The sequence below is a fragment of the Halalkalibacterium ligniniphilum genome, from assembly GCF_000334155.1.
GTDB lineage: Bacteria > Bacillota > Bacilli > Bacillales > Bacillaceae_D > Halalkalibacterium > Halalkalibacterium ligniniphilum.
The window spans coordinates 43,073-57,584 of record NZ_ANNK01000127.1; the positions used below are offsets into that span (position 1 = coordinate 43,073).

14 protein-coding genes and 1 pseudogene are annotated in these 14,512 nt (G+C 37.9%); 3 read left to right on the top strand and 12 right to left on the bottom strand.

Annotation, left to right across the window (positions count from 1 at the left end; genetic code table 11):
- The first annotated feature begins 447 nt into the window (after window positions 1-447).
- Complete coding sequence (locus BLT_RS0115835; RefSeq protein ID WP_017728752.1) at window positions 448-777, top strand: cyclic-phosphate processing receiver domain-containing protein; 330 nt, start codon at window positions 448-450, stop codon at window positions 775-777.
- 94 nt (window positions 778-871) lie between these two features.
- On the top strand, window positions 872-1,396 hold the full coding sequence (locus BLT_RS0115840; RefSeq protein ID WP_017728753.1) for a GrpB family protein: 525 nt from the start codon (window positions 872-874) through the stop codon (window positions 1,394-1,396).
- Window positions 1,397-1,483: 87 nt separating this feature from the next.
- Here the strand turns inward: BLT_RS0115840 and BLT_RS0115845 are convergent.
- The 11 genes and pseudogenes from BLT_RS0115845 to BLT_RS22150 all read right to left on the bottom strand — a co-directional run.
- Window positions 1,484-1,873, bottom strand: a pseudogene (locus BLT_RS0115845) (PLP-dependent transferase); the annotation flags it as partial.
- 57 nt (window positions 1,874-1,930) lie between these two features.
- Complete coding sequence (locus BLT_RS22145) at window positions 1,931-2,584, bottom strand: isochorismatase family protein (RefSeq protein ID WP_017728755.1); 654 nt, start codon at window positions 2,582-2,584, stop codon at window positions 1,931-1,933.
- A 99-nt stretch (window positions 2,585-2,683) separates the two neighbouring features.
- A complete protein-coding gene (locus BLT_RS0115855; RefSeq protein ID WP_017728756.1) occupies window positions 2,684-3,583 on the bottom strand; it encodes a polysaccharide deacetylase family protein in 900 nt (299 codons plus the stop codon).
- Window positions 3,584-3,906: 323 nt separating this feature from the next.
- The gene (locus BLT_RS0115860; RefSeq protein ID WP_017728757.1) at window positions 3,907-4,815 is read right to left on the bottom strand and encodes a DMT family transporter; all 909 of its coding nucleotides are present in this window, start codon (window positions 4,813-4,815) and stop codon (window positions 3,907-3,909) included.
- Window positions 4,816-4,844: 29 nt separating this feature from the next.
- Window positions 4,845-5,771 (bottom strand): DMT family transporter, encoded by a 927-nt coding sequence (locus BLT_RS0115865; protein ID WP_017728758.1) that lies wholly within the window; start codon window positions 5,769-5,771, stop codon window positions 4,845-4,847.
- A 27-nt stretch (window positions 5,772-5,798) separates the two neighbouring features.
- On the bottom strand, window positions 5,799-6,980 hold the full coding sequence (locus BLT_RS0115870; RefSeq protein ID WP_017728759.1) for a Gfo/Idh/MocA family protein: 1,182 nt from the start codon (window positions 6,978-6,980) through the stop codon (window positions 5,799-5,801).
- Between the two features lie 18 nt (window positions 6,981-6,998).
- Complete coding sequence (locus BLT_RS0115875; RefSeq protein WP_017728760.1) at window positions 6,999-7,718, bottom strand: class II aldolase/adducin family protein; 720 nt, start codon at window positions 7,716-7,718, stop codon at window positions 6,999-7,001.
- Between the two features lie 51 nt (window positions 7,719-7,769).
- Window positions 7,770-7,970 (bottom strand): hypothetical protein, encoded by a 201-nt coding sequence (locus tag BLT_RS0115880; protein ID WP_017728761.1) that lies wholly within the window; start codon window positions 7,968-7,970, stop codon window positions 7,770-7,772.
- A gap of 100 nt (window positions 7,971-8,070) precedes the next feature.
- Window positions 8,071-9,327, bottom strand: coding sequence for an aromatic ring-hydroxylating dioxygenase subunit alpha (locus BLT_RS0115885; protein ID WP_017728762.1), 1,257 nt, complete (start codon window positions 9,325-9,327; stop codon window positions 8,071-8,073).
- Window positions 9,328-9,351: 24 nt separating this feature from the next.
- Window positions 9,352-10,428 carry a TAXI family TRAP transporter solute-binding subunit gene (locus BLT_RS0115890; protein ID WP_017728763.1) on the bottom strand — a complete coding sequence of 359 codons (1,077 nt, stop codon included), beginning with the start codon at window positions 10,426-10,428 and terminating at the stop codon, window positions 9,352-9,354.
- A gap of 27 nt (window positions 10,429-10,455) precedes the next feature.
- The gene (locus BLT_RS22150) at window positions 10,456-12,396 is read right to left on the bottom strand and encodes a TRAP transporter permease (RefSeq protein ID WP_017728764.1); all 1,941 of its coding nucleotides are present in this window, start codon (window positions 12,394-12,396) and stop codon (window positions 10,456-10,458) included.
- A 368-nt stretch (window positions 12,397-12,764) separates the two neighbouring features.
- On the opposite strand from BLT_RS22150, the gene BLT_RS0115900 reads away from it, so the two are divergent.
- Window positions 12,765-13,541 (top strand): IclR family transcriptional regulator, encoded by a 777-nt coding sequence (locus BLT_RS0115900; RefSeq protein ID WP_026105157.1) that lies wholly within the window; start codon window positions 12,765-12,767, stop codon window positions 13,539-13,541.
- A gap of 75 nt (window positions 13,542-13,616) precedes the next feature.
- Here BLT_RS0115900 and BLT_RS0115905 read toward each other — a convergent pair.
- Window positions 13,617-14,512: alkaline phosphatase (locus BLT_RS0115905; RefSeq protein WP_026105158.1), on the bottom strand; the 896-nt coding region annotated here is incomplete at its 5' end.

Genomic DNA, 14,512 nt, shown 5'->3' on the forward strand with positions numbered 1-14,512 from the left:
CGAAAAAACACACATCGTTAGGTCTATTTGCCTTACGCAATTTAATTTGGAGTGAGAGAAGCCCCCTTCCCCCTCTAAATTAAATCTTCTAACCCATATAAATGTGATGAAAAACACTTGACTAGAGGTAAGAAAAGAGGCTGGGACATAAATAACGTGTATGATTGAAAATGCGAACAATGCACAACCATAGCGAAGGATATTTCCGAAGCGAATGCAATCCATCAACGATCATGACCTTCGGAGTTCTCATCAATAAAAATTCTTTTGTCCCAGCCCCTTTTAAGTAAAAAAGGAAAATTATACTGTTTGTTCTCTTCTTGATCGACAAGATCTATCAATAAATCCCCATGCCCTTTTACTTATTATCAAATAATAGCACTTTTTGTATATATTTCCCTAAAAATGTATGCTAGGATAAAAAAAAGCATGAAAAGGAGGAAACGCATGGAGAAAATTAATGTGTTTCTTGATGATTACCGTGCTTGTCCCCAAGGCTATTTTCTCGCTGAAAACATTGATGAATGCTTTATGCTGTTAAAAAAATTTAAGATTGATCATTTATCTTTGGATCACGACCTTGAAAACAAAAAAAGAAATGGCCTTATGCTCGTAAAAATGATGGTGGAGCAGCAGCTGTTTGCTGAAAGAATCACGATCCACTCAGCAAATGCTGGAGGCGGGAAAGCGATGTACAATTATTTGAAAACCGCACAAAAAGAACGAAAAATGCCCAAAGATATAAAAATTACGTTACGCCCATTACCACTTCACTAATCCTCATGAAGAATTTTCTTTTCTAGCCTTTATTTCAATCCTCCGACCTTTATTATTTGCTACACTAATAATAAATTAACAAAAGGAGAAGAAAATGAGAAAGGTCATCGTATTACCGTATCAAGATTATTGGGTTGCACTTTTTCAAAAGGAAGCGAAATCCCTCAAAGCTATCTTTTCAAGTGAAATCATTGACATTCACCATATTGGCAGTACGTCTGTTCCAAATCTTGCATCAAAGCCAATAATTGATTTATTAATAGAGGTTAAGAGCATTAAAAAGATTGACAAATACAATCATGATATGGAGCTGTTTGGTTACGAACGCAAAGGGGAAAAGGGAATAGCTGGCCGTCGTTTTTTTCAAAAGGGCGGAGATGAACGAACACACCATGTTCACGTCTTTGAAGTAGGTCACCCAGAAATAAAGAGACATCTATTGTTTCGGGATTATTTAGCGGCCCATCCTGAAGACGCTCAACAATATGGAGAACTAAAGCTTGCGCTAGCAAAACAATTTCCGACTGACATCTCGTCATACATTGAGGGGAAAGATTCTTTGATTAAAAAACTGGAGCAAAAGGCAAACAAATGGAATCGTACAAATGCCTTCCTTTAATTCATTCATCAATGATAAAGCCAAATAAAACCTGTGGAAGTCACTGATTCACAGGTTTTATTTATTGTTTTTTAAAATAAATGACTTTTAACTTGCACGAAGCGCTTGATCAAGATCCCATAAAAGGACTTCTGCTGTTTCGCTCCCGATTGATAATCGTACCATATCTGGAATTACACCGGCGCTTCTCTGCCTTTCTTCATCTAGCTGCTGATGGGTTGTGCTGGCTGGATGATTGACAAGAGATTTCGCATCCCTGACGTTGGCTAAGTGAGGGAACAACTGCAAACGGTTAATAACTTCTTGTCCTCGTACCAGAATCAACGTCCCACCTATGGACGTCCCATGTCTTCCAATAAATTTTGTCTCAGAATGAACGACAATGTCTGCCCCGTGCTCAATTGAGCGGCAAAGATATGACGTAGCAAATGTGTTATCCACACTTAAAGGAACTCCGTGTTCATGAGCAATGTTTGCGAATAGCTTCTATATCTGCTCGATTATTCCAATGAAAATCTCCTTTGTTTTATTCATTTAATTTGAAATATCTCTCTGTGACAAAGCCATCACTCCTAGTTGTGACATCTTTTGTTTGCAATGATGTAGTTTTATTACATCACCATATTTATTTTGAATATCTTTTAGCGATTGTGCATGAGATACTTCACACCTGTCACCTACAGCTTCTTCAACTACAATTGGATGAAAACCATATTGGATGGCATCAACAGCTGTTGCTCTCACACAGCCAGACGTTGTACACCCAGTTAAGATTAATGTATCTACATTTAAACCTTTTAAAATTGACAGTAAGTTGGTTGCAAAAAAAACAGACGCAAATTTCTTTACAATAAAAATGCTGTTTTCTCCTAAAGCAATCCTTTGATCTAGTTCAACTGCTTCACTACCTTGTTTTAAAGAAGCTAGACCAGTCATTTTTTTTCCCCATAGTCCTGTCTCTATTTCATGATTATAGGCCATAGTCGAAACAATAATTGGTATCCCACTATGTTGTGCATTTTCAATTAATTGATTAATAGGATTAATTAATTCCGCTAGCTTTTCCGTACCAAGCTGATAGCTACTATCCGTAAATGCCTTCATCATATCAATAATAAGGAGTGCAGGTGTTTTACCAAATCCCACATTACGAGAGAATCCTTTTTCTATCCAAAAACTATCATTCATCCTCCTACGCCCTTTCTGTCTAATGATTTTAGCAAACTAACCGCTTTTTTTGGGGAACAATAATTGTTGATGCTATAGCTATATATTTCAGCTCACTTTTCAATTTATATTTTCTATATGTTTTTGAGAAGCATGTAAATACTCGGCTTGATACCATTCAGCTATTTCATCACTAGTCGTTATCCATATGTTTTCATGATTCGTAATATAATCCAACGCTTTTTTCAAGTACTTACTTCTAAAAGGCAGCCCTGTAATAAAAGGATGCAGAGAAATACACATGACTTTTCCTGTCTTTTCTCCTTCTTCATATAAAACTTCAAATTGATCAACAAGGGTTTGATAGAAATCTTCTCCGCTCATTCCTGTGCCAATAAACATCGTAACATCGTTTATTTCAATAGAATAAGGAATTGAAATCATTTTTCCTTGTTTTGTATTTAATTTAAACGGCTGTTCATCATTGCACCAATCAAGTAAATAAGTCAAACCGAGTTCTTCAAGTAAATCAGGTGTGTTAATTGTTTCTGATAAAGCTGGCCCTAACCATCCTTTTGGCTCTTTCCCTGTATACTTTTTTATTGTTGACACTACCTCTATTAAATAAAGACGTTCTTCTTCAATAGTCATATTTGTTTGTAATATCGAATTGTTTTTGCCATGTGCCAACCAAGCCCAATTTCTTTTGTTTCCTTCCTCAATTATTTCTGGATACTTATGGCAAACATCTGAATTCAAAAGGACACTTGCTCGTATTCCGAATTTGTCAAGCACATCCATTGTTCTCCAAACTCCTACTCTAGGAGAGTAATCTCTCCATCCATAATTTAAGGGGTCAGGGACCAAGCCTGCGGTACCACCAAATATGCTTGTAGAGGGCTTATCTAATTGATAATGCTCAATATTAAGCCCTATCCATAAAGCAACTCTTGCTCCATTTGGAAATTTCATTTTAGGACGGCGAATAATTGGTGAATAATCATAAAGTGTTTGATCCAAAGTTTACAGCCTCCTCTTTACTAGTTTTTTATTGACATCAGCGACTTCTGGAAAAACAACTTTGTATCTTGCTTTATCAAAAAACACATATTTTATCGGATACATGCGCTTTATGATTACCAAAAAATTCAAATACACATTAAAATGTGTTCAATTTATTATCTCTAAATAAGTACATTTAATATTTTGAATAATCTTATTTTTAAAAACATTTTATACGATTACCTTTGATTATAAAAGCTTTCGTTTGCACTATATGCAAGACTTTCAAAAAAATTCCTAATCACACATCCGTACTAACCATCTTTAACATGCTGGAATATTTATTTTTTAAACCGTGTCGCTATGAATATACCAACAAAAATAAGCACCCCACCAATCCCTTGTGCAAAAGTCAGATTTTCATTTATGAGGAAAACCCCTAATATTGCTGCAAAAACTGGAGTTAAATTCATATAGACTGAACACCTAGAAGCACCTATTAAATAAACAGAGCGATTCCAAAAGAGAAAGGAGAAAATGGATGGAAATACACCTAAGTAGAGGAGCCCTGCCCAATGAAGATGAGTAGCCACAGCAAACACGTTCTCATACTTTACCCATTCATAAACGGTAAAAGGGATTAGCAAAAAAACAGCAATGATTGAACTGTACCCAAAAAGAGCGATCGGGTGAACATTTAGTTTCTTTCGCATCAATAGAATGGAGTAAACTGCCCAAGACAACACGCCACCTAACATGACCACATCCCCAAAATTCCATTGAACCGCAAGTAACCTTACGATACTACCATCGAACATCACCCAAACAACACCAAGCATTGAAACAATGACAGCAAAGATGATTCTTCCCTTTGGTACTTCCTTTATGATAACGAATGACAAAAACATGATAAAAATGGGGGATAAGCTATTTAAAATCGCTACATTAATAGCAGATGTGTAAGATAGCGCCCAATAAGACATGAAATTATATCCAATCACTCCTGTTAATGCAAACCAGAAAAAGAGAGGTAAATGTTTTTTTACCTGTCCCCATTCTTTTTTTAAGGGTTCAAAGATAAACGGCAAAATGATTAGTACTGAAAGGAGAATTCGTAAAAATGAAATCGTTACGGGACTAAACTCAGGTGCCAAATAACGCCCTACAACCGCATTTCCACCCCAGAAAAATGTAGCAAACGTCAATAATATCGTTGGATAATTCCAAGTCTGCCGAATGACTCCACCCATAGCCTCACACCTTTTAACTTTCCTATTTTTTAAAAGATCACAACAACATTAATTCCAATTAAAACTAACACCCCACCAACGATCGTTCTAAGGGTGATATTCTCTGCATTTTTTAACAAGAAATAGCTTAAAGGCGTAACAAGGATCGGTGTAGATAATGTAATTAAGTTCGCAATGGAAATAGGAATGTAAAACATGGAGCTAATTAAAAAAATTTGAGCGCTGATCGTACAAATTCCACTTAAACAATAAAGCTTTAAAGCGAAACGGTCGGCTTCCTTCAACGTTGTAAAAATATTTTTTGTTTTTAAACTAAAGACCATGTGAAAACCGAGTCCAACAATGGCACCAAGTAAAGCACCTAGAATCGGTTCATTCCAGTCTTGAACTGCTACACCACGAAGAATGTTACTTACTGCATAGGATAATGCGCTAAGCAAGGCAATCCAAACCCCTGGCATGATATAGTCTTTCAGTGAATGAAGGTTAGCAAAGCGTACCAAATCTTTTCGTAAGGCGTGTCTTTGTTGTGAAGGAACATAACTAATTGTTAACAACCCTGAAATCATTAAAAAAATTGAAATCCAATCTGTATAGGTTAAACGCTCACCTAATAGTAACCCTGCAATAATAACCGTGAAAATGGGATTACTTACTTGGAACATACTCGCTTTCGAAGGCCCAATTTTAATAATCGTTTCAAAAAATAGCCACCTGCCCAAATACGTAGAAAAAAAACCGGCTAATAGAAATAGAAAAAACGCCGGCCAATGAATCATAAAACTACTTTCTCGAATCACTAAATGTCCAATAAATAACAAACTAGCAAATAGAACATTTACAGTGATCGATATTAAAAAACCAACTTTTATATTGAGAAGTCCAGAAGCAATTTTTGTCAAAATAATGTTTATTGAAAATAATACTAATGCGATGATGGCAAAAAGCTCTCCCATGGATTCTTCTCCCCTCGATTATCAACTTCACACAGGAACCTGATAATCTAAAATTATCTCTTTCTTTAATTCTGCAGATCTTAATGAAGCGATACAGACTTCTAAATTCGCCCTTGCCCAACGTCCGTCATGGATAATAGGTGCATCATTTACAATGGCCTCATACATTTCATTTAATACAACATCTCTCCCATTAGTTGTTGTTGGTATCAAAATTTCCTCTTTTTCATTTTCACCATAAACAAAAATTCCATTGGGAGATTGACGGATATCGCCTCTTTCACAGCTAACGATCGTTAGACCAAAGAAGGGGTGATTTTTCGGTTTTTGTTGCTTTGTCGCCTTAGATGATGATTGATAGCCACGACTATTTTTTTGTTTGATTTCATCCATTGGTGACATCGTTCTTTTTATTTGCTTCCTAGCGTTTCCATAGGGCTCGTTACTTCGAACAGGCCCACCTTCCCCCAGCCCGTTTGTTAATTCGGTCGAATGAAAATGGTCATAGCCATTATAAATGGCTGTAGCTGTAACGCCATTTTCAAACTCCATCCAGACAGAGTGGCTCCCTTCTGTATCACGCTCTTTATCCCATCTCCCTGTTGAAGCGCGAACACTGCGAACCTTTCCACCACCTAAAAAGCGAATGATATCAAACTGATGTGAGCCTTGTCTAAATGTAACCCCTCCCCCTAATGAGGTGTTTAGTTCTTCAGGCGTTCGTGGTCGATAGATCCAGTCGTTGTAATAAAGATTATGGATCATCCGTACATCACCAATTTGTCCACTATCAATGACTTTTTTCATCTCAATAATTGGTAACTCAAAGCTATGCGAATGACCAACGAGAAGATGAGCATCGTTTCTTTCACAAATATCAATCATTGACGTAGCTTCATCCAGTGACGTAGCCATTGGCTTTTCGACAATAACGTGCTTTCTGTTTTCAGCAGCTATAAAGACATGCTCTTTGTGTAGTTCCGTCGGTGTTGCAATATAAATTACATCAATCTCATTGCTTTCACACATCGCCTCAACCGACTCATAAGCCCTAGCCTGAAAGTCTTTTTCAAACTCTTCCCGACGTTTTTTGTCCCGAGTTGCTGCAGCTGATACCTTCATTTTTGGATGTCTTTCAACATAAGAAATAAATTCTGTTCCTGCAATACCAAGTCCTGCTATTCCAACTCTTATTTCTCGTTCTCTCATCCTCCCACCCCTAAACAATTAAGATAAAAACCTTGATAACTTGTGCACTAAGTATTGCCAGTTCCAATGGGCATTGAACTTTGTTCCTAAATCAGGTAATTCATCAAAGTCTTCAGCTGGTATCTCGTCAGGCTCAAAGCCTGTTTTCATTGCTTCTAACGTAATCGTAGCGAGCTGATTAAAGTTGATTGCTTGGACGGTCGCTTCCTCTACACTATGTCCAGTCACTGTAATTCCATGGCCCTTTAACAAGCAAATATCTCGCTCCCCCATTGCTTCCATCATTTTACTCGCTAATTCAGACCGAGTAATTAAATAGGAGTGACCAAAAATAGGGATTCCTGCTTTTGCCATCCGGGCTGCTGGAATATTAAACGCCCCAAATATTGGCTTTAGCGGAAGATTTGATATCCCACAAATGAGCGCATGAGGCGGATGGGCATGGATCACACATTGAACCTCTTCTCTTCTTTTATAAATTTCACCATGGATTGGAAGTTCATTAGGGGGTTTATGGTCAACTAACGTCTCACCCCTTCCATCAAAATCAACAACCTTAATATCATTTGCTGTCGTATACAAAAGCCCCTTTTCCTCAGGTCCTCGACAGCGTATGAGCATTCGATTTTCTCCTATTTTCACACTCACATGACCGAGAATTCCTTCCACTAATCCTTCCATTGCTAGAATTTGACAAGATTTTGCAACCTTTTCTTTTAACTCGTCAATCGAAGACATACCCACTTCCCCTCTCCAAACCAATTAGTATGGCTATTTTTCAGCAAATTCTTATTCCTCTAGTTCCTGTGCCACAAATTGCTTTAACTCTTTCACTTCTCCTTGCCAATTGCATTCGTCACACCAAAAAAAATAGACGGTTTCATTTAGCTTCCAAAATTCATTTGTAAAACTATAGGTTTTATTTGTTAATGAGTTGCCACAGTGTGTACAATACTTAACTGGAAAGATAATTTCCTTTATCTTCGACATACGTAACCTCCTCCTCTAGCATCTCATCGACTTCTTAATAAATGAGCCCTCTATCGACCATCTACTGTCTAAACAAAGAGGGCTCTCAACTTTTTATTACCTATACTTTTTCTAGTTTTTTTCTTCCCTTACATATATCGATAATCTCATCAATATTCGGTGCATATCGTGTATTCCAATCCTTCGCTACCCCTGTAAGAAGCTCGCCTTCATCATATTTGTTTTCTTCTTGAGGCAATGCAATAAATTGTGCTTTTTCATAGTCTCGAATCACGCATTTCGGATCCTCACCATCCTGCACTCGTTTCATCTCATTCATTAACATTTTGCGGTACATAATGATTCCTTTATCAGATGTACCAAGCTTCTCCGTTGTCCGATCAGCAATTTCTCCTTGCGTCACCCATGCCATCATATCTTGGCCATCGATGTAATCCGTGATAAACTTCCCCTTATCATCTTTTAATGGGCATTCATAAAGTGTAATGGGATAATCCTTTGGAATCTCCACCCCATCCTTTGGAATAAAACACGTATACCAAAAGTGCAATGTCGTTTTATCATCAATTGGTACACGAATTTGGAATGAATGGGCTCCTCCATCCCCTACACGTAACATATTCGGAAAGACCACAGGGTGTCCAATCCGCCAATCCTCGCTTTCCTCTGTCTGTCCTTCAAGAATTCTCCGCTTAATAATGCCGTATTCAAATTCATCGAATCCAATTTTGACATGGTGTTTACTAATTGGCCACTCAGTTGCAGGACGCCCTTCCTTCTCAAAAATGTGCTGGAAATAGCGTCCGTGTAACCACTCTAAATGAGTAGGGTCCATTGAATTTTCCATAATCTGCAACCAATTACATGGAATGATTTGATAACCGATTGTTCTGATAACATTTTCCTCAACAAACAAGTCATACTTCGGAAGCTCTGGAGCCGGCTTAGGACCCATGTAAGCAAAAACTAGTCCGCCTAATGACTGCACTTCATATGAAGTGATTTTAATTCGGTCTTTAAAGGTGCTGTTTTCTGGTTCATTGGGCTGTTCTGTACAAGTTCCATCATTTTTGAAACACCAGCCATGATATTGGCAGCGAATCCCTTCGTCTTCTGGAATCCCATATTCAAGTGATACACCTCGATGGGGACATCGTTCTTGAACAAGACCTAAAGCCCCATTTCGATTACGGAATAAAACCAAATCTTCTCCAAGAATTTTTACTTTTTTTGTCGCTCTCTCTCCTATTTCCGATTCAGCTGCAATTGGGTGCCAGTACCGTCGAAGTAGTTCACCCATAGGCGTTTCTGGACCTACACTTGTTAAGAGGTTGTTATTTTCTGCTGATAAAACCATTTACTCTCACTCCTTATTTGTAATTTAGTCTAATACACCAATTTCTTGAAAATAGAGTTCAGCCCCTGGATGTAGGGTTGCAGGAGCAACATTTGCCATTTGCTCAGGTGTAATTTCGGATACGTTTTGATGAAGGGCGCGATACTTTTCAATGTTTTCAACAATGGCACGGGTAATGGTATACGCCTCTTCCACAGACATCTCAGAATCTACTAGTAAAAATGCACTTGCGAATGAAGTAGAAACATCCTCTTCTTGCCAATCATACGTCCCTGCTTCAATCAAACCAGGTGCTAATCCCATCTTTTCTGCAAGAACTTGTTGAGCATTCGCATCGAGTTCTAGCAGCATAATATCTGTAGAGGTAGACAATTCTTGAAAGGCAGAATCCGGTGCAAAAACAGGTACACCAACCAAATCAGCCCGATTATTTCGCATTAATTCACTTCCTGGACGATACGGTTCATAGAAAATACTGCCACCCCACGATTCAATATCCTCGTAGGTAAAACCATAGGCTTCAAAAATGGTTCGATTCACCGTTTCAGAAAGGTTTCCACGTTGGTTAACAGCCGCTCTCAAAGGAACCTCTTTCTCTTTAATATCTGCAAGTGACGTAATGCCGTGTTGTTCAGCAAATCTTTTGGAAATCACAACCTGTACTGGTGAGTTATCATACAAAGACAATAGGGCTGTTACCTCATCCAATGGTTCATTAAAAGGCTCTTGCCCATTTAGCCCAGCCATTACTTCAAAGTTAAAGGCAATACCAAGTGGAACTTCACCTCTAGAAACATTAACAATGTTCCCCACCCCACTACCCGTTTCATAGCTATATTGTAAATTCGGTACTTCTTCCCCAATTAAACTACCAATCCCCTCACCAAGCATCGACCAAAATCCTCCAGCCGACCCTCCAACTGTTGTTAAAGTGAGAGTATCAACAGGAGTAACATTCCCTGTAACTTCTTCTGTTTGATTTTCATTTCCCTCTTCATTCGAATCGGATGAAACTTGATCAGAAGCTCCTCCTCCGCCACAGGCACTGATAAAAATCAAAGAAACAGCTAGTAATAAAGTGAACCAAACTTTCTTTTTCACTATAAATACACCCCATTCATTCGTTTTTTATAACGTATTTGGCTGCTCAGTCCCTACCTTCTCCTCAGTAAAAGAAGCGGGAACTTTCCAGTGATAACGGAAAATATACAAAACAAATATTGCTGCTGTTATCAAATTTAAAATCAGATTTGGATAAATCATTGAAAGCGCTACCAAGAATAAGAATGCTCTTTCAACCCATTTTAGTTTTACTCGTAAATACCCTTCCATACTTGCAGCTAGGGCATATACACCTACGACAGCAGTAAGTGCAGTTATACTAATTTGCCATACACTGCCTTGCATAAGCAAACTTGGATGGTACACAAACATGAACGGGAGAATAAAACCGACTGACGCTAATTTTGTTGCTTGAACACCAACTGTTAAAGGATTTGCATTCGCTATCCCCGCTGCCGTAAAGGAGGCAACCCCTACTGGTGGTGTTATTGCAGAAAGTGCACAGAAAAAGAGTAAAAACAAATGTGTTTGTAACAAAGGAAGCCCTAGTTGTAGTAACGCTGGAGCAACAAGTGTCGCTACAAGGACATAGGCTGATGGGGTAGGCATTCCCATTCCAAGGATGATACAAATGAAAGCGCCTACAATTAATGATAAAAATATCGCTTCACCCGTTACTGTGAAAATTAAAGATGTAAATTTTCCAGCAAGCCCTGTTAAATTTATGACACCAATAATAATCCCCGCTGCCGCCGTTGCTACGGTTAAAGGCGCAATATGGTAAACAACATCTGTAAAAATTTCTTTGATGTCTCTAAAGCTAATTCTTGTAGTTTTTTTAATAAAGCTGATTAGAAAGGTAGCAATAATCCCATACGTTGCTGCTAAGGAAGGTGTATATCCTTGCTCCATCGCCCAAACTAATATAATCACTGGAAATGCATAAAAATAACCAGCACGGATTGTTTTAAATAAATTAGGAATCTCACTTTTCGGCATTCCAACCATTCCAAGCTTCACTGAACGGAAATGAACTTGGAAATAAACCCCTAAATAGTAGAGTATCGCACTTAATAGAGAGGCAACGATGATTTCAAAATAAGAAATACCTGTAAATTCAGCCATCAGGAAAGCAACCGAGCCCATAATTGGCGGCAAAATAGTCCCTCCTGAGGACGCACTGGCCTCTACTGCTGCGGCATACTCTGGTTGATACCCTTTTGCTTTCATATTAGGAATTGTAATTGAACCAGTTGCAGCTACATCTGCTGTCGGGCTTCCAGAAATACTACCAAACGCTGCAGAGGTTGTTACGGAAACTTTTGCTAATCCCCCCACACGTCTACCAACCAATGCAGCACAAAAGTCAATAATAAATTGACCGGCACCAGACTTCTTGAAAAAGTAACCAAAGGTGATAAATAAAAACGCATAGGTTGCTGCTACTTGAACAGGTGCACCAAATACACCATTTGTCGTGAAAATCAATTCCTCTAGAATACGCTCATTTGAAAGTTCGCGGTGGCCAAACCTGCCTGGAAGAACATGACCGACGTACGCGTACAATAATCCGATAACAAGGATTGACGTTAACCCAAAGCCGAGTGTTCTTCTACAAAGTTCCAAGACACCGATAAGAATGATTAGACCAGCAATCATTTGTAAGGCAGATAACGAATCTAATCCGCTCACCCTTGTCAAAAAGTAATCCATGTTCCATACAATATACATACAAGCTAGAAAAAAGAGAAAGGCAGATGTTAAATCAAACGCAGAAGGATTTTTCCTTATTTTTTTTGTGCCACGCGTTGTTAAAAACGCCAGAGGAAGAATAAATCCGACAAAAATGACACTGTAGTGATACGGACTCATATTGCCAATGCCACCTAACCATAACGTAAAAGCCGAAATAACCAAGGCGAAGGTAATAAAAATATAATAGTAAATTCCTGTTGGTAATTCTCGATGACCTTCTCGAAACAAAAAATTAAACAAGCTACTTCGCATTTTACATTTCACCCCCGTTAATGAAAACTGATAATTCTAAAATTTATGATTTTTTAGCTTATTGACATTTTAATCCCTTTATAAGAGATGAACAATTAAAGTTTCCCGCTATATGCAAAATTAATTTAAATTTTTTCTTAATCAGCACATTTTTTTTCGACAAAATCCGACAGTAAAAATAAATGTATCTAGAATAATCAGTTTTTAATCTTCAATATTCCAACTAATCGTATTTAACACGTCACCAATGATAATTTTTTCATAATTCTAATTTTTATGTTATATTATTGTTTATAGGGAACAAAATGAAAATATATTGCTTTATGTGGAAATAAAACGACGAGCGAGGTGTAGGGATGAAAGCAGGAATGAAAACAACAAAAGAAAATACGTTATCATCGGTTAAAAATGCTTTACGTTTACTAAAAAGCTTTTCTTCCGAAGAGCCTGAAAAGAAAATTACGGAATTAGCAAAATCACTAAATTTAGGAACAAGTACGGTAAGTAGGTTAATGACAACATTGGCTAGTGAAGGGTTTGTCTATAAAAAGAACCATCGATATCGCCTAGGCTGGTCTCTTCTATCATTAAGTGGTGTTGTAACAGCAGATATTGAAATTCATCAAGAAGCTATCCCTGTTCTAAATAATTTATTAACCAAGACTGAAGAGACATCGCACTTAAATATACTTGAAGGATTAGAGGCTATTTGTATTCACAAAGTAGAAAGTACGCATGCGGTCCGTGCCTTCACCCAAATTGGGAATAGAAATCCATTACATTGTACAAGTTCAGGAAAAGTACTACTTGCATTTAATGAAGAAAAATTATTTGATAAGCTTACGGAAAATGGATTGCAAGCTTATACGTATAACACGATTACTGACTCCGTTCAGCTTCGAGAGGCTTTAGCGGAAATAAGAGAGCAAGGCTATGCAGTAAGTAACGAAGAAATTTATCAAGGGGTGGCAGCGATTGCCGCACCGATTCGAGATTATACTGGGGAAGTTGTGGCTGCCATCAACATTATCGGCCCGATCCAACGAATTAACCGACATAGTATCCCGAACCATACGAAAAATGTCGTTGAGGCCGCAAAGGAAATTTCAGAACGACTTGGGTATTTAGAAAGCTTCAGGAAATAATTGTTTATTGTTAAATTGCTGAAGCCCAGCCTATAAGTGGGCTGGGTTTCAGGGATGATATCTTGATCTAGACAATTAATTCGTTCTTCTTTCTTCTAGTTGGCTCATAAAGTTCTCTTCATCAGTAAACAACTCAGTTCCCATTAAATAAGAGATGATTCGTGGCAAATCAGTATTGTCAAGCAAGCCAACAAATTCATTTGCTCCTTCACCATAAGCATATAATGGAACTTCGACGCCAGAATGATTGCGTGTTCCCCAGCTGATGTACGCATGGTTTGAAACGACCGTTCCAAGTACGTTTGATAATGCATACTGATCGTTCCAATTGACTGAAGTAATCATTTTTTCATCTTCCTCTGTTATCTCAAAGCCAACGAAAGGTGAAACGATTTCGTTAATATTGGCTACGTACGCTTTTGTTTCTTCAGGCTTATTGCTTGTTGTTCCAATGGCTACATGTTTACCAAACATTTCAGCAAATGATTGAACGTTCACATAGTTACTTTTCTCTTCTGCGTCATAAAACATATCAAATAACTTTACTTCTCTCCCGTTGTTAACTTCTTGGCGACCAAAGTCAAGAGTGACGCTGTGTGTATTATTCTTTAATACTGCTTTTCTTGTTTTTGAATCATAGGTAAATGATGTACTGAATTGTCTCGCTGCCTGGCGAACTGGAAGATAATGATTTCCATCAACTTCTTTGCTTCCTGTTAGGGAAAGGCTTAGAGCATTCGTAACTAATTGTTCTGCAATCACATTGTTACTTGCTTTAACATTTTTTAAAATGGAAATATTGTCTGCATATCCACCAGGAGTTGTGCCAATAACCATTCCACCAGTCTCATGGTCACCTACAACGACGACTAAGGTTTCCTTATCTTCTTTTGCAAATTCAAGAGCTTCGTCTACAGCTTTTTCAAATTCTAACGTATCCGTAATTGCAGCAACAGGATCGTTGGCATGTC